At 67.8% G+C, this 20377-nt stretch carries 33 protein-coding genes; 23 read left to right on the top strand and 10 right to left on the bottom strand.

Going from position 1 to position 20377, the window contains the following annotated elements:
* Positions 1-181 precede the first annotated feature (181 nt).
* The 15 genes from ACZ7CF_RS41865 to ACZ7CF_RS41795 all read left to right on the top strand — a co-directional run bounded on the left by ACZ7CF_RS41865 (position 182) and on the right by ACZ7CF_RS41795 (position 6051).
* On the top strand, positions 182-895 hold the full coding sequence (locus ACZ7CF_RS41865; protein ID WP_470372508.1) for a P-loop NTPase family protein: 714 nt from the start codon (positions 182-184) through the stop codon (positions 893-895).
* Positions 892-1014 carry a hypothetical protein gene (locus ACZ7CF_RS41860; protein WP_470372507.1) on the top strand — a complete coding sequence of 41 codons (123 nt, stop codon included), beginning with the start codon at positions 892-894 and terminating at the stop codon, positions 1012-1014. The genes ACZ7CF_RS41865 and ACZ7CF_RS41860 overlap by 4 nt, the downstream gene beginning before the upstream one ends.
* Positions 1015-1055: 41 nt before the next feature.
* A complete protein-coding gene (locus ACZ7CF_RS41855) occupies positions 1056-1295 on the top strand; it encodes a hypothetical protein (protein ID WP_470372506.1) in 240 nt (79 codons plus the stop codon).
* Positions 1296-1379: 84 nt separating this feature from the next.
* On the top strand, positions 1380-1547 hold the full coding sequence (locus tag ACZ7CF_RS41850; protein ID WP_470372505.1) for a hypothetical protein: 168 nt from the start codon (positions 1380-1382) through the stop codon (positions 1545-1547).
* The gene (locus ACZ7CF_RS41845; protein ID WP_470372504.1) at positions 1544-1771 is read left to right on the top strand and encodes a hypothetical protein; all 228 of its coding nucleotides are present in this window, start codon (positions 1544-1546) and stop codon (positions 1769-1771) included. The genes ACZ7CF_RS41850 and ACZ7CF_RS41845 overlap by 4 nt, the downstream gene beginning before the upstream one ends.
* Positions 1772-1859: 88 nt before the next feature.
* Positions 1860-2306, top strand: a complete 447-nt coding sequence (locus ACZ7CF_RS41840; protein ID WP_470372503.1) for an NUDIX domain-containing protein — start codon at positions 1860-1862, stop codon at positions 2304-2306.
* Positions 2307-2428: 122 nt separating this feature from the next.
* Entirely contained in the window at positions 2429-2839 is a 411-nt protein-coding gene (locus tag ACZ7CF_RS41835) for a hypothetical protein (protein ID WP_470372502.1), read from the top strand.
* Entirely contained in the window at positions 2836-3774 is a 939-nt protein-coding gene (locus ACZ7CF_RS41830; protein ID WP_470372501.1) for a hypothetical protein, read from the top strand. The genes ACZ7CF_RS41835 and ACZ7CF_RS41830 overlap by 4 nt, the downstream gene beginning before the upstream one ends.
* Positions 3775-3787: 13 nt before the next feature.
* Positions 3788-3982 carry a hypothetical protein gene (locus ACZ7CF_RS41825; protein ID WP_470372500.1) on the top strand — a complete coding sequence of 65 codons (195 nt, stop codon included), beginning with the start codon at positions 3788-3790 and terminating at the stop codon, positions 3980-3982.
* Positions 3983-4003: 21 nt separating this feature from the next.
* A complete protein-coding gene (locus ACZ7CF_RS41820; RefSeq protein ID WP_470372499.1) occupies positions 4004-4195 on the top strand; it encodes a hypothetical protein in 192 nt (63 codons plus the stop codon).
* A gap of 32 nt (positions 4196-4227) precedes the next feature.
* Complete coding sequence (locus ACZ7CF_RS41815; RefSeq protein WP_470372498.1) at positions 4228-4425, top strand: hypothetical protein; 198 nt, start codon at positions 4228-4230, stop codon at positions 4423-4425.
* Complete coding sequence (locus ACZ7CF_RS41810; protein WP_470372497.1) at positions 4422-4619, top strand: hypothetical protein; 198 nt, start codon at positions 4422-4424, stop codon at positions 4617-4619. Before ACZ7CF_RS41815 ends, ACZ7CF_RS41810 begins: the two co-directional genes overlap by 4 nt.
* A 96-nt stretch (positions 4620-4715) precedes the next feature.
* A complete protein-coding gene (locus ACZ7CF_RS41805; protein ID WP_470372496.1) occupies positions 4716-5189 on the top strand; it encodes a Pycsar system effector family protein in 474 nt (157 codons plus the stop codon).
* Between the two features lie 14 nt (positions 5190-5203).
* Complete coding sequence (locus ACZ7CF_RS41800) at positions 5204-5479, top strand: hypothetical protein (protein WP_470372495.1); 276 nt, start codon at positions 5204-5206, stop codon at positions 5477-5479.
* Positions 5476-6051 carry a hypothetical protein gene (locus ACZ7CF_RS41795; RefSeq protein WP_470372494.1) on the top strand — a complete coding sequence of 192 codons (576 nt, stop codon included), beginning with the start codon at positions 5476-5478 and terminating at the stop codon, positions 6049-6051. The genes ACZ7CF_RS41800 and ACZ7CF_RS41795 overlap by 4 nt, the downstream gene beginning before the upstream one ends.
* Positions 6052-6141: 90 nt before the next feature.
* On the opposite strand, the gene ACZ7CF_RS41790 is transcribed toward ACZ7CF_RS41795, so the two are convergent.
* From ACZ7CF_RS41790 to ACZ7CF_RS41780, 3 genes are all read right to left on the bottom strand, one after another.
* Complete coding sequence (locus ACZ7CF_RS41790) at positions 6142-7047, bottom strand: ParB/RepB/Spo0J family partition protein (protein WP_470372493.1); 906 nt, start codon at positions 7045-7047, stop codon at positions 6142-6144.
* Complete coding sequence (locus tag ACZ7CF_RS41785; protein WP_470372492.1) at positions 7047-7718, bottom strand: ParA family protein; 672 nt, start codon at positions 7716-7718, stop codon at positions 7047-7049. The genes ACZ7CF_RS41790 and ACZ7CF_RS41785 overlap by 1 nt, the downstream gene beginning before the upstream one ends.
* Positions 7719-7817: 99 nt before the next feature.
* Positions 7818-8450 carry a hypothetical protein gene (locus ACZ7CF_RS41780; RefSeq protein WP_470372491.1) on the bottom strand — a complete coding sequence of 211 codons (633 nt, stop codon included), beginning with the start codon at positions 8448-8450 and terminating at the stop codon, positions 7818-7820.
* Between the two features lie 94 nt (positions 8451-8544).
* Here ACZ7CF_RS41780 and ACZ7CF_RS41775 point away from each other — a divergent pair, with 94 nt between their 5' ends.
* Both ACZ7CF_RS41775 and ACZ7CF_RS41770 read left to right on the top strand, forming a co-directional pair.
* Positions 8545-8997 carry a hypothetical protein gene (locus ACZ7CF_RS41775; RefSeq protein ID WP_470372490.1) on the top strand — a complete coding sequence of 151 codons (453 nt, stop codon included), beginning with the start codon at positions 8545-8547 and terminating at the stop codon, positions 8995-8997.
* A complete protein-coding gene (locus tag ACZ7CF_RS41770) occupies positions 8997-9239 on the top strand; it encodes a hypothetical protein (protein WP_470372489.1) in 243 nt (80 codons plus the stop codon). The genes ACZ7CF_RS41775 and ACZ7CF_RS41770 overlap by 1 nt, the downstream gene beginning before the upstream one ends.
* Positions 9240-11535: 2296 nt before the next feature.
* Here ACZ7CF_RS41770 and ACZ7CF_RS41765 read toward each other — a convergent pair.
* Positions 11536-11796: a hypothetical protein gene (locus ACZ7CF_RS41765; protein ID WP_470372488.1), complete on the bottom strand. Its 261-nt coding sequence runs from the start codon at positions 11794-11796 to the stop codon at positions 11536-11538.
* A 399-nt stretch (positions 11797-12195) separates the two neighbouring features.
* On the opposite strand from ACZ7CF_RS41765, the gene ACZ7CF_RS41760 reads away from it, so the two are divergent.
* On the top strand, positions 12196-12678 hold the full coding sequence (locus ACZ7CF_RS41760; RefSeq protein WP_470372487.1) for a hypothetical protein: 483 nt from the start codon (positions 12196-12198) through the stop codon (positions 12676-12678).
* Positions 12679-12861: 183 nt separating this feature from the next.
* Here ACZ7CF_RS41760 and ACZ7CF_RS41755 read toward each other — a convergent pair whose 3' ends face one another.
* On the bottom strand, positions 12862-13899 hold the full coding sequence (locus tag ACZ7CF_RS41755; RefSeq protein WP_470372486.1) for a hypothetical protein: 1038 nt from the start codon (positions 13897-13899) through the stop codon (positions 12862-12864).
* Positions 13900-14109, bottom strand: a complete 210-nt coding sequence (locus ACZ7CF_RS41750; protein ID WP_470372485.1) for a hypothetical protein — start codon at positions 14107-14109, stop codon at positions 13900-13902. It lies immediately after the preceding gene.
* 129 nt (positions 14110-14238) lie between these two features.
* Here ACZ7CF_RS41750 and ACZ7CF_RS41745 point away from each other — a divergent pair, with 129 nt between their 5' ends.
* Positions 14239-14967: a YfbU family protein gene (locus ACZ7CF_RS41745; RefSeq protein ID WP_470372484.1), complete on the top strand. Its 729-nt coding sequence runs from the start codon at positions 14239-14241 to the stop codon at positions 14965-14967.
* A 230-nt stretch (positions 14968-15197) separates the two neighbouring features.
* A complete protein-coding gene (locus tag ACZ7CF_RS41740; protein WP_470372483.1) occupies positions 15198-15368 on the top strand; it encodes a hypothetical protein in 171 nt (56 codons plus the stop codon).
* A gap of 244 nt (positions 15369-15612) precedes the next feature.
* Here ACZ7CF_RS41740 and ACZ7CF_RS41735 read toward each other — a convergent pair whose 3' ends face one another.
* Entirely contained in the window at positions 15613-15759 is a 147-nt protein-coding gene (locus tag ACZ7CF_RS41735; protein ID WP_470372482.1) for a hypothetical protein, read from the bottom strand.
* A 268-nt stretch (positions 15760-16027) separates the two neighbouring features.
* On the opposite strand from ACZ7CF_RS41735, the gene ACZ7CF_RS41730 reads away from it, so the two are divergent.
* Positions 16028-16168, top strand: a complete 141-nt coding sequence (locus tag ACZ7CF_RS41730) for a hypothetical protein (protein ID WP_470372481.1) — start codon at positions 16028-16030, stop codon at positions 16166-16168.
* Positions 16169-16195: 27 nt separating this feature from the next.
* On the opposite strand, the gene ACZ7CF_RS41725 is transcribed toward ACZ7CF_RS41730, so the two are convergent.
* The 3 genes from ACZ7CF_RS41725 to ACZ7CF_RS41715 all read right to left on the bottom strand — a co-directional run bounded on the left by ACZ7CF_RS41725 (position 16196) and on the right by ACZ7CF_RS41715 (position 19286).
* Positions 16196-16735, bottom strand: a complete 540-nt coding sequence (locus ACZ7CF_RS41725) for a sigma factor-like helix-turn-helix DNA-binding protein (protein WP_470372480.1) — start codon at positions 16733-16735, stop codon at positions 16196-16198.
* 412 nt (positions 16736-17147) lie between these two features.
* Complete coding sequence (locus ACZ7CF_RS41720; protein ID WP_470372479.1) at positions 17148-17384, bottom strand: hypothetical protein; 237 nt, start codon at positions 17382-17384, stop codon at positions 17148-17150.
* 1395 nt (positions 17385-18779) lie between these two features.
* Complete coding sequence (locus ACZ7CF_RS41715; protein WP_470372478.1) at positions 18780-19286, bottom strand: hypothetical protein; 507 nt, start codon at positions 19284-19286, stop codon at positions 18780-18782.
* Between ACZ7CF_RS41715 and ACZ7CF_RS41710 the strand changes: the two genes are divergently transcribed.
* Together ACZ7CF_RS41710 and ACZ7CF_RS41705 are read left to right on the top strand one after the other, a co-directional pair.
* A complete protein-coding gene (locus ACZ7CF_RS41710; RefSeq protein ID WP_470372477.1) occupies positions 19273-19446 on the top strand; it encodes a hypothetical protein in 174 nt (57 codons plus the stop codon). The genes ACZ7CF_RS41715 and ACZ7CF_RS41710 overlap by 14 nt on opposite strands.
* 412 nt (positions 19447-19858) lie before the next feature.
* Positions 19859-19984: a hypothetical protein gene (locus ACZ7CF_RS41705; protein WP_470372476.1), complete on the top strand. Its 126-nt coding sequence runs from the start codon at positions 19859-19861 to the stop codon at positions 19982-19984.
* The last annotated feature ends 393 nt before the right edge of the window (positions 19985-20377 follow it).

Below are 20377 nucleotides of genomic sequence, written 5' to 3'. Positions count from 1 at the left end.
TCGTCTGCGGCGATCCGATCTCCGGCGGTCACGTCTGCTCCGCCTGCAACTGAGACCCCGTTCCGCCGCCAGGTGGGCGGCTCGAACCGCCCCGGCCTTCGCTCCGCCCGCCTGCCCGCCGCGTCCCGGCGGACATCGCCAAGGCGATGCCCCGCCAACAGCCCAGCACCAGGAGAACCCGATGTCGACCAGCACCAGCCCCGTCACCCTCGTGCCGTTCGCCCGCCACGACGACGGCACCGGCCCCGCCTCCTACCTCGCCTACACCGCAGGACGCACCCACCACGGCCTGATCGCCGGCGACCCCGCCACCGGCAAGACCCGCGTCCTGGAGACCATCACCCGCGGCCTGCTCGACCAGATGCCCGCCATGCTGGTCCACCTCGACGGCCGCAGCGGTGCGTCCTCGTCGGCGTTGTGGCGGATGGCCGCTGCCCGAGGCGGCCCCGACAGCGTCGACTCGATCCTCGACGGGTTGGAGAAGCAGCTCCACGGCCGCTGGCAGATGCTGGCCGACCAGCGCCTCGACACGCTGGAGCCCACCGACGACTTCCCCCTCGTGGCGGTCGTGCTCGACGAGATGCACGGACTGCTCGACCGCTCCCGTGCCGATCGGCTCGCCGCCTTGGGCCGCGAGGGCGCCAAGTGCGGGCTGATGCTGCTGGCCACCACCCAGGTCCTGCACCTGTACGACGCCTTCGCGGGATCGGACCGGCTGCGCACCACCCTGTTGTCCGGCAACCGGATCGCCCTGCGCACCAGCGACATGGTCAGCCTCGACGTGCTGGCCCGCCACGGCTTCGCCGGGCTCGACATCACCACGGCCGGCGACGGCTTCCACGCGCTGCCCGGCCTGACCGCGAGCAGCTCGCCGTTCAGCCTGACCCCCGCGTGACCACGGCCCCCGACCCACCCGCAGAACAGAGGAGACCGCCGGTGCTGACCTCGCAGCCGGGCAAGGACGACATCCAGTGGCCCGACACCGACCCCGACGACCCCGAGAACGCGGCCTGACCCGACCCCTGCCGCCCGACTCGCACGACACGGAGAAGCCCATGATCACCGACGGCGCCGCACGGCGCATCGCGAGCGAGTACCACTCCGGCCAGGCCAGCGACTCCTACAGCTTCACCTCCACCGGCGCGATCACCGACCCGGCCGCGCTCGTGCGCGACCTGCACCGCGGCCTGGACCGCGAGCAGCTCAACGACCCCGACCTGGTCGCGCTGGTCGACTACATCACCTGCACCGGCAGCCGCAGCCCGGTCCGCGGCTGGTCCCAGCTCTGGGACTGACCACCTCCCCGCCGTGGCGATAACCCGGCTATCGCCACGGCCCCGACCAGCACGCCACGCACGCCCATCCGAAACGAGGTCGACATGACCGTTCCCTTCAAGGCACGCCAGCGGCCGAACGGCACGTACGGCGTGTGGTGCACCGGCGCGCAGACCTGGGCCGTGCACCTCACCAAGACCGAGACGCCCTACGAGTTCGAGCACGAGCAGGACGCGCGAGAACTGGCCGAGCAGTGGACCGCGACCGTATGAGGCTGTCCACCGAGGACCAGCAGATCCTCGAACACGTGCTCAGCGGTCCGCTGATCGACGCCACCGTGACCGGCCTCGTGTACGTCGACGAGTCCTGCCGCGTGGCCGTGTTGTTCGGCCACCCCGCCGTCGACCTCGTGTGCCTGGGTTGCGAGATGGCCGGTTCCCGCGACGGGTACGGCACCAACTCGGCCGGTGTCGTCGCCTGGCACCGCACCAGCTGAACCCCCGGCTCAACGGCTCCCCCACCGCCCGCCCCGCGCACCTCGCAGGGCGGGCGGTGCCACGCCTGCCCACATCACAGGAGACCCAGTGAAAGACGAGAACGCGCACCGCATCACCAGCGTCGTGGTCTTGGCCCCGCATGTCGACACGCGGCAGTGGAACGTGCTGCTGATCGAGCGCGTGCACGGGCCCTTCGCGGGCCACTACGCGCTGCCCGGCGGCGACGTCGCCGTGCACGAGGTGCCGGCCGACGCCGCCCGCCGCGCGCTCGTCAAGGAGACCGGCCTCGTCCTCTCCCCGCACATGCCGCTGATCGAGCTCGGCACCTACACCACGCCCGGCCGCGACCCGCGGGGCCACGTCACGAGCATCGCTTACCTGTCCCTGATCACCAGCACGAGCATCGCCTCCACCGGAGACGCCACCGCCGTGTGGGTGCCCGTGCCCACCGCGCTGGACACCCAGCTCGCCTCCAACCACCACGTCATCCTGCGCGCCGCCCTGGCCGCCGCCGACTACCCGCCCTTCCTCTGAACACCAGCCCCGCCGAACACAGCAGCGCCAACGTCCCGCACTTCCTGCCACCGCTCCCGGCTGAACGGGCGTGCCCACTCATCCCGCCCGTTCAGCCGGTCCCACACGACGAGCAGCCACTCATGCCCATTCGGCCCGAGAACGAGCACCGCTACCCAGCCGACTGGCCCGCGATCAGCCTCGCGATCAAGCAGCGCGCCGGATGGCGCTGTGAGTGCCGCGGCGAATGCGGCCGAGACCTCCGCCACCTCGACCGCGACCGGCGTTGCCGCAACCACCACCACCAGCCGGCCTACGGCACCGGCAGCCGAGTCGTGCTCACCACCGCCCACCTCGACCACGTTCCCGAGCACTGCGACCCGGCCAACCTGCGCGCGATGTGCCAGGGCTGCCACCTCAACTACGACACCGCCCACCACGCCCAGACCCGCCAGCACACCCGCACCGTCGCCTTAGCGGCCTCGATGTACCTGCTGTTCGACCTGCCCGCCGCACCACCCGACAGCGCCGACCCGGAAGGACTCACCCCGTGACCAACGAGCCCGACACCTCCACGCAGACCGCCACGGCTCCCCGCGACGCCGTTCGCCGCTTCCTGGGCCACCGCCGCGCCGACGCCGCCCGCATCGCCGCCGGTCTGCGTGACTGGTGGAACACCGTCGACTGGGCCGAGGTGCGCTACATCGCCTCCGGTGTCGCCCCGATCGCCGCCGTGCTCGGCGGCCTGGCCCTGATCGCGTTCCTGTTCAACGGCATCGTCAACGCCGCCCAGCAGAGCGACGTCGCCCGCCTGGGCCAGCGCATCCTCGACTCCCAGGTGGTGCGCCTGGTCATCGAGCCCATCACGGCCTACCTGACCGAGCACTCCAGCGGCCTGTCACTCGCACCCCACGGGCTGGCCCAGGCCTGGGCCAGCGCCTGCGCCGTGCTGCTGGTGTTCGCCTGGGCCGGATCTCGGGGCGCCCGCATCGGCTGGGTCCTCGTCGGTGCCGCCTCGGTCGCCATGGCCTACGACGGCGCCCAGGCCGTGCACGCGCCCCTCGCCGCCGGAGTCACCGCGCTCGCGTGGATGGCCGGCAGCGTGCCCGCGTTCGTTCACCACCGACGCGACCAGCACACGGTCGTGCTGACCGCGCCGGAACGCCGCCCCGCCCCGGCCCTGCCGGCGCCCTCGGCGCCCCGGCCGAGCGCCGACCAGCAGGACCTGATCGACCTGTGCCGCGCCCGCGCCGAGGACCTGCTGTTTCACGCGCGCCTGAGCGAGCTCGACGACGACCGTGAGCGCTGGACCCGTGCCAGCTGCATCGCCGCCGACCTGATCAGCCTCGTGCAGTCCGGCCAGTACATCCCCGAGTACGCCCACAAGCTGCTCGACCGGATCGACCCCCAGCACTACCTCACCGCGCCCAAGTACACCGACATCACGGCCGCCCGCGTCTACCTCTCGCTCGCCAAGATCGCCTACTGACAAGGACCTGGCCATGACCGCGATTCCCGCCCACATCACCCCCCACCAGCTCATCGTGATGCGTTCCTGGATCGCTGACTGCGAGTCCGACTCCGAGCAGGCCGACGACCTCACCGACGCCGAGGTGATCGAGAGGGTCGGCAACCACCACGCCGGCGGCCTCAACGGCTTCCTCGGCCTCTACGACCACGACTTCGGCGAGAGCTGACCGAGCCTTCTGGGAGTGCGCATGACCTCGATCGACCCGGCCGACTTCACCAGCGACCAGCTCGCCCGGATGCGCGCCTTCGCCCGCGTGCTCGCCTGGCCCGCCAGCGACTCCGGCGACGTCGACCAGCTCACCGACGCCGAAGTGGTCTCCATGATCGCCACCCGTTACGAGGGCGGCGTTCCGGCGTTCCTCCAGCACCTCCCGCACTAGCCCCTCACCGAACAGCGAAAGGGCACCACGCCATGACATTCACCATCACCTGGGACGTCGTCGTCGACCACAGCGCCGACCCCGACTACTGGTCGGTCTACACCGCGCGGCCGGACGGCGGCCTGACCTACACCCACACCCTGTCCACCGCCGAGGTCGTGCACCTGCGCGACGTCGACAAGGTCAAGGTGACCGACCACCGCACCGGCCAGCCCTGGACCGGCAAGTGACGGCCCGCCTGGTCGACCCCGCGACCATCCCTGACGGCGCCCGCGTCGAGCACACCGAGTGGGCCGACCAGTTCCGCCCCCAGCTCGGCACCGTGGTCCGCATCAACGGCACCCGCGCGGTCGCCTGGGACAACACCACCGCCACGAACCCGCTCACCGAACAGCTCGCCGCCAAGCTCGTGCAGCTCACTTGAGCGCGCCCGGCCGGACAGGCTCAACGCCTTCCACAGCACGCCTGTCCGGCCGGCCTTCCCTATCACTCCAACCAGCCAGAGCTGGAGCGCCTCATCATGACCGACTCCGACAGCACCGTGCGCGACGTCCTCGCCGACTCCCGCACCGAAGCCACCCGAGCAGACCAGAAGGCCACCGCCCTCTTCGCCCTGATCGGCCTCGCCCTCGGCGGCCTCTACCACTACACCCAGCAGCCGATGCCGAAGATCGCACTCGGGTGCGCCATCGCCGCGGGTCTCCCGCTCGCCTACGCCCTGGTGCGGCTGCTGCTGTGCATCCGCCCGCGCCTGAGCTCGACCACCGTGCCCGGTACCTGGCTCGACACCGCGGTCAACGGACCGACCTCGCTCTACGAAGCGGTCACCAGCAACGCACCCGAGGAAACCGTCCTGCGCGCCCGCTGCCTGGATGCCTCCCGCGTCGCCGCGGTGACCCGCACCAAGTTCGGCGACATCCGGTTCGCGGTCGACTCCATGCTCCTGGCCGCCGCGCTGCTCGCCGTCTCTGTCGTGCTCAAAGCCGTCCTGTAGGAGGTGCTCACCCGATGGCCCCCGTGCCCTTCCAGCACCATCCCACCAAGATGGTGACGACCAGCCGCGTTCTGCCCGGTGGAAAGGTCGACCTCTGGCTGTTCCAGTACAGCCCCACCCCGTACGTCGCCTACACGACCCGCGCCGAAGTCGTGCTCTACACGGACGGCGTGTACGAGGTCACCCAGAACACCCGCCTGGTCGGCGTCACGCGCGAACAGGACACGGCCTTCGCCCTGGCCGAGCGCGCCCAGCTCGGCGAGCACCTGCCCACGGTGGTGGCCGGGTGACCGCGGCCGGCCTCGTCGACCGCGCCCCGGTCGCGTACGCGCTGCCCGCGCCGTGCTGGTGGATCGATCGCGACGACTGCTGGGAGATCACCCACCACCCCACCCGCGCGGACGCTGAAGCCGACCACGCCGACCGGGTCCGCAGCGGCTACGGCTGGGTCCTCTCGATCAGGGAAGCGTTCAAGGTCTACCCCGGCAAGCCCCGCCGGGAGCAGCTGCGCTGCTGGAAGGTCACCTGCCCCGAGTGCGGCACCGCCCAGCACATCCAGCACCGGTTCGAGCGCTGCGTCGACGGATGCGGCCACGAGATCACCACCGAGCAGATCCCCGACCCCAACCAGATCCCGCTGTTCAGCCAACACGAAGGAGACACCGTGTCCGCCACCTTCACGAGCTGCCCCAACCGCCACCCCGCCAACGGCCAGCCGCACCCCGGCGGGCTGCACGGCGTCTGCAAGATGTACCTGTGCCCGTACAACGAGCACCACGTGATCACGGGCGGCACCTACGACGCCACGACGAACACCTACACCCACCCCGACGGCTCCGTCACCAACAACTACAAGAAGTAGCCCCACCCGAGCACCGCACCTCACCATCGTGAAACGGCCGGCGGACTCCCTGACTGGGGAGTCCGCCGGCCGTTTCCGCGTGTCCGGGGGCTAGTGCTCGACCCGCTCCAACAACACGCCCACCAGCTCCGAGAACGCCTCAGGCGTCAGGTGTTCCTGGAGCTGGTTCGCGATGGTCTGCGGATCGTCGTCCAACGCGATCATGACCGGCCCGGAGCCCTTTACGGCGTAAAGATGTGGCCCCTGAGCAGCAGGTTCGTCTTCACGAGATGCCGGTGAAGGCGCTGGGGCACGAGGGCTCTTCTTCCTGTCGCTCGAAGCACCCGCAGCGTTTACGGCGTAAATACCTGGCTTCTGACCAGCGGTTTTACGTTCCGTCTCCAACTCACGCCAGGCAGCTTCCTGCTTGCTGACCGCAACCCCGGCCAGCTTGCGGGCGTCCTCGATCCGCAGCGCACCGGCGTTCAGCGCCTCGCGCAGCTTCGGTCCCAGCTTGAGCAGCTTCACCCGCTGGCTGACGAACCCTGGCGACACCCCGATCCGCTTCGCGACCTCACCCTGACTGCCGAGTTCCTCGGCCAGCTCCTTGAGCGCCTTCGCCTCGGCCAGCGGCGGGTACTCCGAGCGCTGGATGTTCTCCACGAGCACCGCTGTGCGGATCTTCCCCTCGCGGCCCAGGCGATCCATCACCACCACCGGCACCTCTTCGAGGCTCGTGAAGCGGCACGCGCGCAAACGATCGTTGCCGAACAGCGCGACCCAGTCGTGCGTGCCCACCTCTTCCTCGTACTGAGGAAAGTGGCCGAGGTACAGCTCGTAGCGCATCACGCCGATCGGCTGAAGCAGGCCGACTTCCTCGATCGAGGCACCCATCTGCTTGAGGTACTCCTCGGACGAGTCGCGCTCGTTCTGCGGGTCGTTCACGATCGACGCGATCGGCACCGTGCGCAGGACGTGCTGGCTCTCGTCGATGACTACATCTCGACGCCTGCCCATCAGGCCGCCCGCCTTCCGCCGTAGCCGCACTCCAGCGCAAGACTCAAGAAGTCGTTGCGCGCCTCGGTCGCGGTGCGCCCCTTCGGGTACTGGGTGACCACACGTCCCTCACCGGACGCGGTGGTGTGCATCTTGTAACGGCGGATGACCGTTCTCGCGCACTTGAGCTTGTTGTCCGACAGCCATGTCGTCAACGCGTTGAGGTCGGTGAGACCGTCGCGAGGGTCCCAGTTGTTGCGGACACAGAGGTACGGCAACTCCCGTGTCTCGATGAAGTTGCGCACCGTCCTCAGCGTTGGCTCGTACGCCAGCGGTTCGGGCGTGATCGGCACCAGCACGTCCGTTGCTTGCTCCAGCGCCCGCGTCAGAATTGCCGGCCGCGCAAGAGAACCAGGAGCGTCGACGAACACGTGCTCGTAGTCCATGCTCGCGAGTTTGCTGACGGCCGCCATGTTGTCGTCGATCTGGTCGAAGTCGAACGGCAACAGGTCCAGGTTGGTGCGCTCCGCCCACCACACCGCGGACTGCTGGGGGTCGATGCTCGCCACAAGCACGGTGGGCGCGGTCGGATCGCTGCCGAGCACACTGGCGAGGGTCGCCGCGAGATTCACGGTGACGGTTGTCTTTCCCACGCCACCTTTTTGGCTGAAGATGAGATGTACTTGCGCCACGAAGGCCTCCGGAGATCCGTGCACTTCCCCGCCCCGAGTGGGCGGGTACTTCGGACTGGCGACAGCCTGCCAGGTCGCTCGCTCCCGAACTAGCGCGACTCACCGCATCGACTGCACCCGGAGCTGCACGACATCCTCACCGGCCCAGAAGCCCACTACCGGGCCGATGGTGGGTACTGCACGCCCAGCGGGATGGGTGAGCAGGATCGACAGGGTGCGGTGCCCAGCGGGCCAGCGGGCGACAGCGGTTCGTGCGCGCAGCTGCGCCAGCACGTCCGCAGCGGTGGCCGGGCCGAGCAGGACGGGGATCGTGGACGGGCTGGTCAGTGATCGGGTTACGGGAACCGGTGCCCAGAGCTGCCGCACCTGGGCGAGGCGTCCCCACGAGAACCACAGGAACAGCTGTTCGTCGACCATGCTGTGCACCTGGCCCTCGGGGGCGAGTGCGGCCTGCAACGCCTCGCGAGTCGACGCCGACGTACCCATCTCCGTCAGGTCGACCTCGGCAAGCAGTACGAGCCCATTCCGAAGGCCGGCCAGCACCTGCCCCAGCGCGTAGTCCTGCCCCACGCTCCACACGTCGCCCCCGACCTGGCCGAGCACATCGAGCAGCGGAGACTGCCTGTTGGTCTCCCGCCAACGGCGCACCGCAGCCAGCCTCCCGGCGAGCGACGGGTTGGCCGACCAGCTGCGCCCTTGCGCCTCGGCGATCTCGTCTCCCGCGCTTGCCACGATCAGACCGTACGGCCACGAGCCGCGTAGATCGCCCCGATACCTCTCGGCCAGCGTCCCGCACCGCGTCAGGGGGTCGTGAGAACATGAGGTCATGTGCCGTGCACACCGCCAGTGCCCGAACTGCGGGGGCCGTACTCCCGCAGAGCGGCGCGAGAACGCGCGGATTCGCAAACAGCGCAGCGTCGCCGGAAAGGCACTGCGCACGGCCCTCAATCGAGGAGATCGTGCCGCGGCTCACGAGGCCGAGCTCCGCCTCCGTGCCATCGAGGGTGGCGACGCCACGGCCGACAGAGTCCTGGACGGTCTGCGGTACCCGTACGGGCTGCCCGAGGCCGACCTGGCCGCCCCGGCCACCAGTGCGGAACCCGAGCCCGAGGAACTGAGCCAGACGAAGACCGCTGGTCCCGCGCAGATCGATGCCTGGCTGGCCAATCTGCGCCAGCGTGGCTACCGGATCGTGAGCACCTCCGAGGAACAGGCCGGCCGAAAGCTGCGCGTGACCGCGAGGTACGTCCAGGCCACTCACACGAATGACTGCGGCTGATGTGCATCAAGGGAGGCGTCCGCTGTCCCTGCGACGAGTACGGAGGCCCGCACAACAGCCCGGCGAAGTGGCGCAAACGCCAGGCCAAGCACCGCGCCAAAGTGAAGCTGCTCAAGGCGATTGAGTCCGGTGACGCCGACGCGATCACCGTGGCCCAGGAGCACTACAACAGCTTCGCCCGCCCGCAGAACGCCGAACACGTTGAGGCAGAGCAGCCGGAATCACCCGCCTCCAGCTGCTGAAGCACCGCGCGTCCCGAGTCGACCGCTCGGTCATGAGCAACCCTCGATTCTCACCACTCCGGGGTCAGCCAGGCCGCTCGTCGCGAGGAAAGTCCGAGCGTGACGGCTTGGCCGACCGCTTACCGACTGCACACACGCGACACGGCGCGACGGGGCGCGCACGTGCAGCTGCGCGACCAGCACCCTGGGGCTCAAGGCCGATCCGCAGCCGCCAGCGAGCGGGCAGCCCGTCCGCCTCGAGGGCGTCGGGGACGACGAGACCGTCTGACCGCGCTGAATCTGATGCCGACGAGCACGGCGGCCAGGATGAGCGGCACGGTGAGCGCGAACAGGTGCGGGTGGATCATGAGCGGCGTGAACGCGACCAGGTGGCGCAGCCACCGTGGCGGAGGCGACGGTGCACGACCCATGAGACCTCCCCAGGAAACGCTGTGCTGGGCTGATCGGCCGACCAGTAGTCGGGGTCGGAGCTGTGATCGACGACGGATCAAGCGTCAACTGGACAAGAAGTGGTCATGTAGTGCGTAAACCCCCCGCTGCACGCAATGAGCAGACATCCTGGTGGGTCGACGGAGTAGCGGCATCTTGAGACGGACCGCCGGTCTCTGTGCTAGGAGGTGGCTCGGTCGCTCTTCAGGGAAGACGAAGTGACGCTGAATCCGATCGGCGGGGGTATCACCCTGGTGGGGGGTTGCGGAGCCGAATTTGGTTAGCAGTGGCTAACGGTCAGTAATGATCTTGACTGGGACATGCCGGTGTAGTCGATCTCGCCGAACAACTTCTCACCTGCAAAGACAGTGCAACTACCGCCTCGCCGTACTATCCGGATGAGTAACGGCGGTCACAAGCCATTTGAGTGTGGCGTGTGCTCGTGGTTACGTTGAGTCGGCAGCTGGCCTCGTATGGGTCCAGCGACACCACGGCCGTCGGGCAGCCGTCATACGTCAAGCCGGCCTCGGCCTCTTCAGGAGAGGGTCCCGGGGCGGGCCGACACGTGTAGGCGAGTCCAACGGCCTACAGGTGTCTAACCAACGAGTGGCTGGCGCGGGTCCCGTGACGGGTGGTCCCCGGCCAGGTTGTTCCCAGGCTCGCTGGTGATGCTGTTCCAAGGTGCTGCGCCGGTAGATGCAACCAACCCGCATCTACCGGAGTGGCAGGGCTCGTGCAGCTCGCCCTGCTCGAGTCAGGGAGCCAGCGCTGGTTGCCGCCGGTGCTGGCTGCCTCTAATTTCGCTACGCCGTCTTGTCGCTTGCCGCGACAGTATCGTTACATTCCATTCGGATACGAATAATTATCCGGGATAAGCGTACTGCTACCCGTCGGTCACAACTCTAGGCAATGTGCCCGTCATCCATATGGGTGAAGTGCGCTACATCACAAAGCTGGTGAAGATCACTCGCCCGCTTGATACGGATCTTCTTTACGCAGGTCAAAGCTCTTCTGGAGTTAAGTGGCCTGAGGCGGCCAGGTAGCTCCACTTCGGGTCACGATGCGCGAGGGTCGCCACTTCGTGGTAGCGACACTGCCTCAAGAGAGCGGATGTTGGCCAGAGTTTTCGTATGCAATGCCTCGAACGCCGCACTGAAGTGCGCAAACGTGCCCGCAGTCCGTTCCGGATGGCGGAACTGCCTGTCTGGCTTTGCACCCATGACGCGTATCGGGGCCTGGCCGCATAGTGTCGAATGACTAGGCACGCGTCCTCAGCTGTCACCGCACCACGGTGTCGGCGAGCTCGAACATGGGTTCCGCATCGCGACCACACGGGTTCTCGAAGCCGGCCGGACAGCGCGCGCAGCCGCTGGAGAGGAACGCAAGTGCAGGCGCCTGGGCAGCCGTCCTACTGGCGCTTGCCGCGGCCCACGTCGTTGACGACGACAGATGTGATGCGTGGTGGCAAGCCGATGTGGTTGCCTCGTCTGCTGCTCCCCCGGCCAAGCTCCGCGTGGCGCCGACGTTTCCTGATCCCGCCGCTGAACGCCCGCGAGTCGACGCCAGCTCGTGGACAGACGAACGGTGTTGGTGCCGGGATGGAAGGCCCCCTGCCTTTCATCCCGGCACCAACACCGTTCGCGTCCTGCAAATTTGTTGTTTTGGCTGGTGACAGACGTGTCACAGCGAAGAAGTCGATCGGTACCGGTGGTGGCACGGACGCTTACCCGAACCTGCGTACGGTCTATGAGGCAGGAGAGTTTGGAGACACTCGAACGCATCGACCGGGCGGTTGCGGGGTGGAACAGCGCGGTGGCGGTGCCTATCCGACGTCAGCACTGTGAGCGCGAAGCTGTCCCAGGCGTGCTCAGTACAACCGGATCCGTTCGAGATCAGCATCCGGCTGCTCCTGGACGTACACGGCGCCACCCGTGCTCATCGTCTGCTGCAGGTCGCCGTAGATCTGCAGAGCACGGTTGACCAGGTCGGTCTTGCTGAGCCCGGTGAGTTCCATGAGCCGCTGCAGACTCGTCTGAGCCGGGCGCACGAGATTCACGGTGACTCGTTCGAGCGCCTTCAGATCCTTCTCTGACAGGCCTTTTTCCAGTGTCTCCACGTCATTGCCCATCACATAACCTTCCCAACCCTGTCGTTACGAAACGACGGCAGCACCGCTCACCGCACTCCGGCCAAGGAGAGTGAGCAACATCAAGATCAGCCTCCTGCCCCACCGTTGCCGCGGTAAATCGGGGCCCTGATCTTGTGACGGGTGTGCTCCGAGCGCTCCGTACTCGTCACTATGAGAGCAATAGTGCACTTACTGACGTGTAATGTCAACACCCGTGCGTACGCCATGAGAGTGATGATGTATGAGTGATGGCTCTCAGCGTCTCCTAGCGTTTCTCAGCTCATCTAGTTCTACTCGGCTCTACAGGTTTCCTTTGCTGTGCGGTACTCTCGCGACTGGAGACACGCTCCGGGCCCCCAGCCCGAAGTTGCGAACGACTTCCACCCCCAGGAGAGTCCCATGGCAAGCACCACTCGTCCGCCTGCTGGCGACGACGACAATCCCGTTTCCGAACCCGGTACCCGCCCCCCGGTGGAGGACCTCGGCCACGAGATCCCTCACACGGACCTCAGCCACCAGATGCCCACCGGTAGCGCGTTCCCGCTGATGCCGCGGGAACGCGTCGGGTTCAAGGTCGTCTTGCCGGACGGCACCGAGTTCTCCGGCGGGCTCGAGACCCTGCCGGGCTCCAGCACCAACAACGCGGGCGCGCACCTGGTGGCGTGCGTGAGCTCGATCGGGGTCGCCAGCACCCCTGTCGTGCTCGGCTACCTGGTCGAGGCGCCCCTGCAGCCGTGCGTCATCGGCGGAGGGGTGCTCGGTGCTCTGAGCCTGACCCTCTACTACGGGACGCGCGCGCTGAAGGCGATGATCTGCGCCCGCAACGCTGATCGAGAAGCGCGCCGTTGGGAGCTCGACAACCCGGCGTCCCGCTCGGAGTAGCGCCTGATCGTGGAGGGTGCGGCGCCGGTGCTCGAGGCGCTGCACCCTCCACATCTCCGGCCCACCGCGGGCAGCGCGCATCAGGCGAATGCCACTCAGCACGGCCGACGACGTCGTCGGCCGTGCCGAGCAGGCCCAGGGCCGCGGTGAGTATGACGAGCTCCTCCGGAGTCTGCGGCCGCACTAGGACTTGCTGGTTACGACGTACCCGCGCCACGGCGCCGTGCGCTCATTCGGATCGTGAGGAGATGCATGTCGACTCCCAGCGGGGAGCAGATCGCCGATCGCGCACTGCAGTTCAAGACCGTGGTCCTGGTGCAGCAACTCACGCTGATCACCCTCGTCGACGAGGGCCGGGCGGTGCTGCGGGCACATCAGCAACTCACCGGCGTCGGGCCGCACGATGACATCCCGTTGGTGTTCACCGACGGCCCCGGCCACGACCAGATCGCGTTCTCCACGCGCGAGGTGCTCGCCTCGGCCTCGAAGCTGCCCGGCGACGCCGTGCGCGACCTCATGACGATGAGCATGACGACCGCCGCGACCGTGCTCGGCCAGATGATCAAAGACGGCGGGCACCGCCGGCCGGACGTACCACTGCTGCAGTTCGCCCTGCACTTGCGTAACGCGGCCGCTCACGGCAACCGCTGGAACCTGCGTGGTGTCCAGCCCAAGTACCCCGCCGCGTGCCGGTACCTGACCATCACGGCGGATCTGCACCACCAGCAGGCTGCCTGGGGCACCGTCACCCCGCTGCTGTTCTTGTACTTCCTCGACGACCTGGCGAACTACTTCGTGCCCGGACGGGTACCACCACAGCGCCCTGTCTGAAGGCGCGCGGTCGCGGACGTCGGCGAGCGTGTCGGGCAGCTCCGCGCAGATCTGGCGCAGCTGCGCGACGGTGACCGCGTGGGCCGGGCCGCGGCCGCGGCGCACGTTGGCCTCGGCCAGCTCGCGCACGTACTGGGCGAGCGCGACCATCGCGGTGCCGATCGCCACCGGCTCCACGGCCAGGCCGAGGTCGTGCAGGGTCATCAGCACGCCGTAGACGCGGCGCTCGATCGTGGCCGGCGCCAGCTCGCGCTGCACGTGCCAGGCGGCGAACCCGACGAACGCACCGGTGGTCGTGGTGGTGGGCGGGATCTGCAGCTTGGCGTAGTAGCGCTGCCAGGCCTGCCAGTTCGCGGCGTACGTGCGCGTCGTCTCGTCCGGCCGGCGCACCTACTGCAGTGCGGCGACCTCGAGGTCGGCGAGCCGCCGCTGCAGCACGATGCCGCTCAACTCCTTCGCCGAGCTCGCGAAGTCCGGGAACCCGGCCGCGGCCGCGTCGGCGCTCGCGGTGCCCGGCGTCGCGTTGCTCGCGCCGGACTTCGTGCCGTTTGTCGTGGCGTCCGGCGTCGTCTCGGTCGTCACGAGGTTCTCATCGGTCATCGTGACGTTCTCGGAGATGGTCGTCGAGAAGTACCCGGCGACGGTCGTGAACGCCTGACAATGAGGCAGGAGGTGCTACTGTATGCTTATGCGTAACACAGTAATACGATTAGTAAGACAGGGGATATTATGGCGACGCTCACGGTACGTTTGGACGACCACGATCGCGATGACCTGGAGCTGCTGGCCAAGAGCCGGGGCGTGACACTCAGCGAGCTCGTGCGGCAGACACTCCTGCAACTGGTTGGCCGGAATGTTGAGGCCCCGCGCCACGTGCCGCCCAGCCTGGACATCACCCAGCGACACACATTCCGGCTCCTGCACGAGCTCATTGCCTCGGTCGGGCCGGAGAGCGAGCGGGACTACCACCGCCGCCTGGCCGAGGTGCTGGAGCAGGGCTACACCGTCGAGTACGAGTCGGTCTTCGGCGCGATCGTCCCGGAGATGCCCAGTACCGACGCGACGCTGGTGTACGACATCCTGGACATGTTCACCGTCCTGGAATCCTGCCTCGAGCGGCTCGATGAAGACGCGCGCGCGTCGCTGGGCGAGAACGCAGACTTCCTGCTGAGGTTCCAGGGCTTCGACTACAACGACTCCTACGAGCACCGGCTGCTGACCTTCGCGAAGCACCTCATCGCCGACGACAAATGGCCGGCCCTGGCCCACCACTTCGACGATCGGCACGCCGAGCACGAGGGCGGCAACTCGCACATGCCGATGCTGCACTCCTACCAGCAGTTGCTTGCCGCCTACACAACGGTGTTGAACGAGCGGAAGAGCGTCACCAGGTCGATCCACGAAGCCTTCCGGTTCGACGCCGCCGCCCTGCGTGCGGTGCTCGCCGCTGTTCGCTGATCATCTCGGTCGGCAGCACCTCGATCTGGAGGTCGCCGCGGGTCGACGAGACCAGCGACCCGCTGACACTGCGCGACGACGGCTAGATGAACCGGCCGTGGTGTCTGCCAGGCATGATCAGAGGCCCGTCCTGGTGTTGCCGGGGCGGGCCTTGCTCGTGTTCGTGCCGAGGTTCACCGTCGTGACGAACCTCAGCACGAACCTAACTGATCGAGGGCATCCCGATCGACATGGTCGCCAAGGCCGCCGGCCAGGACCGCGTCCCCGTCATCCGGCGCCTGGACCTCACGACGCTGGGAGTCGGCGTGGTCTCGCCGTTCCCGCCCGCCGCCGCGTGCGTGCTGTCGACGAGCTCCTCGGCGTCGTTCATGACCGTGCCGGGCGGCGTCGTCTCGATGTAGGTGAAGTCGGCGGCTGGCTCGCCGAACGCGCCGCCCGCGACGCGCCCGCTGCCCTCGCGTTGTCGTTGGCTTGGTCGTCGACGTCGACGAGGTGTGGTGTGGTGTGGTGCGCGCCGCCTCGCCGCCGCTGTGCAGGCCTTCCTGCACTCCGGCCCTCGCTGATCGAACCCGCGCCGCCATGAGGTCGACGTCGCCGAGAGGCGTCGGCGTGGCCCGTGCCGGCCGTGATGCACCGACGCGGCGGCTAGTGCGGGAACTGGGCGACCGCGATGTCGGTGAATCCGGCGGCGCGCATGATCCGGGCGTAGTCCTCGAGCCATTCCAGCGCGGCACGCCGCGGGTCGTCGCCGTCGAGGTGTTCGTAGATGGTCCAGGTGACCAGGCCGTTCATGGCGTAGACGGTGCGTAGACGGTGTCGTCGGCCGCGCCACGCCGCCAGGTCGCGGCGATCTCTTCGAGGCCAGGGGAGAGCTTGGCCGCCTCGCTGGTGCTGGACGTGCACCCCTACTCCGAGGTGCTGGAGCTCGCGGAGCACGTCGGCGCCGTGGTGCGCGCGGTGCTCGGCGCCGACGCCGAATCGTCGGCGGGCGCAGAGTTCCGGCCACACGTGACGGTCCTGTACGGCGCGGAGTTCGACGGCACCGGCCTGGCTCGCCGCGGTGTCCGAGGGACTGATCACCGACGTGGTGCTGACGATGCCCGCGCGGGCCGTGCTGGTCGACGTCCTGCAGGACCCCAGCACGGCCGGCGGCTACCGGTGGGCGATCGACACGGCCGTGCCGATCCTCATCAGCGGCTGAACACCGCGGTTCAAGGGCAGCACCGCGTCATGCCGCGCGCATCGCCCGGATCTGCTCGACCAGCGACTCCCGGTCGATGCCAAGACGCTTCGCGAGGTCGGTCAGCCCGAGGGAGACGTGCACGCGCGCGCACCCCGGCGTGATGCGGAGCTCCGCCGCGATCTGGGTGGGCTTGAGGCCGCGGTGGATGTAGCGCTCCAGGACCTCGCGCCGCCGGAACGGCAGGTTCCCCAGCTGCTGGTCGAAGTTTATGCGCTGCTGCCAGACCGACGACTTCGGCAGCACACGCCGCGGTGGCTTCTCCCGGAGGCGCAGCTCGGCAGCCACCTGGGGCAGCTGAAGCGCCAGCCGCGACTGCGCCACCTTCAAGAAGCCCTTGACGGTGACGCGGCTGACGTCGAGCACCTCGGCGACCTCGTTGATGCTCATGCCCTGCTCCATGATGAGGAGCAAGACCTCGCGGGGACCCAGCGGCAACCGCTCGATCGCCGCCGAGATGGCGATCGCGTCGGCGACGAACAAGCTCTCGTCGTGCACCGGCGGAGCAAGCGCGTCCAGCGCGGCCACAGGGACCTGCGTGTCGGTGACCGCGCTGATCCGCTGGGCGTACCGCCGTGCCGTGGTGTACAGCCACCTCAGGGCCGCCCCGTGCGTGTCCAGCCGTCGCAGACCGCCGATCGCGGCGAGGAAGGCCTCCTACGCCGCGTCGTGAGCCAACTCGTGGCTGAAGCCCTTGGACCTCAGATGGGCGACGACGCTCTTGAAGTACCGGGCGTAGAGCTGGTCGTACGCCTCCCGGTCGCCCTCGTTCACGAACTGTGAGACGAGATACTCGAGCCTCGTCTTGCCAGAGGAGTTCAAGCCGGGGATGACGGTAACTGAGCCGGTGAACTCGGTGGGGCGCCGAACACAGTGGAGCTGGCGACAAGGCGGGGAGCCGCCCCGTGGGGGCGGGCGGCTCTTCCTGCGGTGGCATCGGTCAGGCCTTCACGATCGCGGTGACGATCGCGAGCGGGATCATCACCATGAGGAGCTTGGTGATCTGTCCGGGCGTCCACGCTGCTTGGAAGGCCATGTAGACGACGAAGATCCAGGGGGCCTGGCTGAGCAGCTGCTTGGACAAGGCCGGCACGACGGCCTGTCCGGGCTGAGGCAGCCACTGGATGTTGGCCTGCCCGCCAGCCATCTGGGCAGGCGGGAACCACGGTGCGGACATCTCTAACTCCCTGCTGACGGGCCCCGGAGGAGTCCCCTGTGATGATCTGGTTTGGGCTCTCTTGCTTTTGGAGAGAGGGCGGATTCTGAGTTCGTTCCCGACCACACCGGGTGGGGGGAAGTCGGCGGCTCACAAGGCTTCGTTGGACGGGACGTGAGGGTCAGTGCTCGTCCTCGTCGTCCCACATGCCGCCCTGACCACCATGAACGACACAGAACTTCGCACCACCACAACCATCCTTTCGCGATTTTCGTCCTCAGAGTTGGGGCAGATGGTATAGGAGTACAACCCGAGTGAAGTGATAGTTCAAACAAGGGCTAGTAATTATCGGTCTCATGCGCTTGGGCTGTTCGGTGGCTTTGAAAGCCGAGTCTCGGTGCGGTGAACCCCTGCTTGCCAAACATAAGGAAAACCCCGCACGAGTTCGGGCGGGGTTTTCCTGGCTCCCGTTGGATCGCCTCATCTGTTGTGGTGCGAGTTAGGTGCAGCTGATGTGACGTTAGGAGGTGTCTTACCAGCTGTGACCTGAGGTGAAGGGGCATTCCTCGCCCTCGTCTGTGTCGCAGGGCCAGCCGTCTACGCACACCTGATGATCTCTCAGGAAGGGGTCGCCCTCACGGAATCGGCGGGGTGGAGCGTAGTACGGGGTCGTGACTGATTCTTCGGCGCTTTCTAAGGTTTCCATATTCGTATCTCTTTTCTGCTGTAATTGTCTCAGGCATTTTTCCCTCGCGGTTGTCTCGCCTGATCGGATCTGTCTACATTAGGTTAGGCGCGCAACACAGAGGAGTCCATAGCGTTTTGCTGGCCCTGAGATGGCTCGTGAAAAAAGTGAATACCCGGAAGGGTGTCGTTAAGGGAGATCAGAGAGAAAAGCTGAGGGTCTCTAAGTCGGCTGAGTTTCCTTACCTTGCGCTCCTGCGAGAGGTCTGCGGACGCGAAGCCCACTGCTCAGCCTGGGGGGTCCAGCGTTCCTGTCGCTGCCGACCGGCGCGCGACAACTCGCCCGCGATCGCGCGTGTGCTGCCCGAGGAGCTCCTTGGCGCTGCTGCACTCGTGGGAGCTGGGGGGGCTGTGTCGCAGGCTGGTGGTGGTGCATTCCGCCGGACAGTCCCACTAGTGGGTGTGTCCGGCGGAATGCATGGCTCCCCTGCGATTGATGGCCTTGGCGCCCTCCTGCTTGAGGGACCGGCGTCCCTCAAGCAGGAGTTCTCTCGGTGTTGGCCTCCCTGCATTGGGGGAGATCTGCGAGCGGTGTGTCTCGTGCTCAAGGTGCCAGCTCCTGCGGCTTCGCCGTGGATCTGCCAGGGGACGTCGTCGAGGTGCGCGTGAGTCCGGGCGCCCGCGGGTCGGCGTGGGTCGCTGGGGTTGACGGACTGGGTGCGTGGGGACGTGTTATTGCTGGTGGGGCGTGTTAGGTGGTGTTAAGACGGCGTGGTTGGCCGGCGTTCCCGCGTGGTGGTCTGACCGACTCGTCTGCACGACCGGCTCGGCGTCCGCTGGGGACGTGATTAGTTGCTGTTCAGCGCGCTTGCACTGCGCGGCGGCCAGGAGATGGCGCACCCGGCTGGCGCCGAGCAGGTGGCACCGGAGGGCTTCACCGGCATCGTGGGCAGGGTGCGCAACTTCGTGGTGCACGGCGACATCCACGTGCACCACGAGCACCACGAAGCCGGCGGAGGCCGTCATGACCGGCACAAGTCCGGTGACGGCGGTCGTGACGCTTTTCGTCTCGGCGATGGTCGTGACGACCGGGACGAGCCCGGCGATACGGCGCCTCCCCGGCGACGCGGCCTGTTGGTCGTCGCGCTGGGCAACGCCCAGATGTTCCGGCGCCTCATGCTGCTGCTGGCGTTCGCCGCGGGTGGTGCTACTCGGTATCGCGGGCATGGTGATCGTCACCTTCTTCGAGCTGATCACGCCCTTCGTGCTCATGCCGATGGTGATCACGGTGGCCGCGGTGGTCGTGCTGACGCGGCAGGCGCACGGGCTGCGCAGTGGGTTGACCGACGTGCTGCGCGACAGCCAGCCGCCCGAAGAGCGTTTCCGCGACGACGGCTAGGTGAAACCGGACGTGGTGCTCTGCCCGGCATGCTCGAAGGCCCGTCCCGGCGTTGCCGGGACGGGCCTCGCTCGTGTTCAGGCCGAGGTTCACCGTCGTGACGAACCTCGGCACGAACCTCGTAACGTTCGTGGTCGTGCTGCTGCTGGAGGTGCTCTGCGGCTCGGCGTCGACCAGTTCGTCCTCGGTCGCGCCCCTCAGCGTTGATCGGCTCGACCTGTGTGGTTGCGGGGGAGTGCGGTTGTTCCGCCGGCCTTTCCGGCAGGGGGATGTGATTTGTGCTGGTGAGGAGTGTTAGGTGGTGTTAGGTCGGGTGGTTGGCCGGCCTTTCGCGTGAGGGCGCGAGCGTCGTCCTGTTCGGCGGCCTCGACCTGCTCGACCTCGACCTCGAACCTCGGCGGCTTCGGCCGTCGTGTTCGACGCCGGCCTGCTCGACCTCCAGTTCGATCTCGATCTCGGCCTGTTCGACGTCGGCCAGCTTGGTCTCCAGTTCGACCTCGGCCGGCTCGGTCTCGGCCTGCTTGACGTCGGCCGCTGAGGTCGAGCAGGCCGAGCTGCTCGCCCTCGATGTCGGAGGCTCGGCCCGGTCCGGCCCGGCCTTGACCTCGAACCTCGCGCGCTGCTCGACCAGGAGGCGCCGCGGGCTCGACGTCGTCCGGCTTGGCCGGCCTTTTCGCCTCCCGGTCCGGCGGGGGATGTGATTCGTGCTGGTCAGAGCCTCGCGGGTGGGACGACGGCGGGGGCCTGGTCCTCGTGGTGGTCCGCGGGTTCGGCGTCGTCCGGCTCGGCTACGTGGGCTTCGACCTGGCCCAGCCCGGCTGCACCCTGGGCGGCGTGGGGGAGTCCGCGGTTCAGCATCGGGTGGGGATGTGATTCGTGCTGGTGAGGGCCTTGCGGGTGGGTCGACGGCGGGGGCCTGGTGCTCGTGCTG

It is taken from the genome of Lentzea sp. NPDC036955 (assembly GCF_055608005.1).
Note: the sequence above shows the minus strand (reverse complement) of the source record. Positions and strands in the feature narration are given on the sequence as shown.

Bases quoted from the DNA above. Each gene is read 5' to 3' on its own strand.
- ACZ7CF_RS41865 (WP_470372508.1), top strand. From the start codon at position 182: ATGTCGACCAGCACCAGCCCCGTCACCCTCGTGCCGTTCGCCCGCCAC.
- ACZ7CF_RS41855 (WP_470372506.1), top strand. From the start codon at position 1,056: ATGATCACCGACGGCGCCGCACGGCGCATCGCGAGCGAGTACCACTCC.
- ACZ7CF_RS41850 (WP_470372505.1), top strand. From the start codon at position 1,380: ATGACCGTTCCCTTCAAGGCACGCCAGCGGCCGAACGGCACGTACGGC.
- ACZ7CF_RS41845 (WP_470372504.1), top strand. From the start codon at position 1,544: ATGAGGCTGTCCACCGAGGACCAGCAGATCCTCGAACACGTGCTCAGC.
- ACZ7CF_RS41835 (WP_470372502.1), top strand. From the start codon at position 2,429: ATGCCCATTCGGCCCGAGAACGAGCACCGCTACCCAGCCGACTGGCCC.
- ACZ7CF_RS41825 (WP_470372500.1), top strand. From the start codon at position 3,788: ATGACCGCGATTCCCGCCCACATCACCCCCCACCAGCTCATCGTGATG.
- ACZ7CF_RS41820 (WP_470372499.1), top strand. From the start codon at position 4,004: ATGACCTCGATCGACCCGGCCGACTTCACCAGCGACCAGCTCGCCCGG.
- ACZ7CF_RS41815 (WP_470372498.1), top strand. From the start codon at position 4,228: ATGACATTCACCATCACCTGGGACGTCGTCGTCGACCACAGCGCCGAC.
- ACZ7CF_RS41805 (WP_470372496.1), top strand. From the start codon at position 4,716: ATGACCGACTCCGACAGCACCGTGCGCGACGTCCTCGCCGACTCCCGC.
- ACZ7CF_RS41800 (WP_470372495.1), top strand. From the start codon at position 5,204: ATGGCCCCCGTGCCCTTCCAGCACCATCCCACCAAGATGGTGACGACC.
- ACZ7CF_RS41790 (WP_470372493.1), bottom strand. From the start codon at position 7,047: ATGGGCAGGCGTCGAGATGTAGTCATCGACGAGAGCCAGCACGTCCTG.
- ACZ7CF_RS41775 (WP_470372490.1), top strand. From the start codon at position 8,545: ATGTGCCGTGCACACCGCCAGTGCCCGAACTGCGGGGGCCGTACTCCC.
- ACZ7CF_RS41770 (WP_470372489.1), top strand. From the start codon at position 8,997: ATGTGCATCAAGGGAGGCGTCCGCTGTCCCTGCGACGAGTACGGAGGC.
- ACZ7CF_RS41765 (WP_470372488.1), bottom strand. From the start codon at position 11,796: ATGGGCAATGACGTGGAGACACTGGAAAAAGGCCTGTCAGAGAAGGAT.
- ACZ7CF_RS41760 (WP_470372487.1), top strand. From the start codon at position 12,196: ATGGCAAGCACCACTCGTCCGCCTGCTGGCGACGACGACAATCCCGTT.
- ACZ7CF_RS41750 (WP_470372485.1), bottom strand. From the start codon at position 14,109: ATGACCGATGAGAACCTCGTGACGACCGAGACGACGCCGGACGCCACG.
- ACZ7CF_RS41745 (WP_470372484.1), top strand. From the start codon at position 14,239: ATGGCGACGCTCACGGTACGTTTGGACGACCACGATCGCGATGACCTG.
- ACZ7CF_RS41740 (WP_470372483.1), top strand. From the start codon at position 15,198: ATGGTCGCCAAGGCCGCCGGCCAGGACCGCGTCCCCGTCATCCGGCGC.
- ACZ7CF_RS41735 (WP_470372482.1), bottom strand. From the start codon at position 15,759: ATGAACGGCCTGGTCACCTGGACCATCTACGAACACCTCGACGGCGAC.
- ACZ7CF_RS41720 (WP_470372479.1), bottom strand. From the start codon at position 17,384: ATGTCCGCACCGTGGTTCCCGCCTGCCCAGATGGCTGGCGGGCAGGCC.
- ACZ7CF_RS41710 (WP_470372477.1), top strand. From the start codon at position 19,273: ATGGTGATCGTCACCTTCTTCGAGCTGATCACGCCCTTCGTGCTCATG.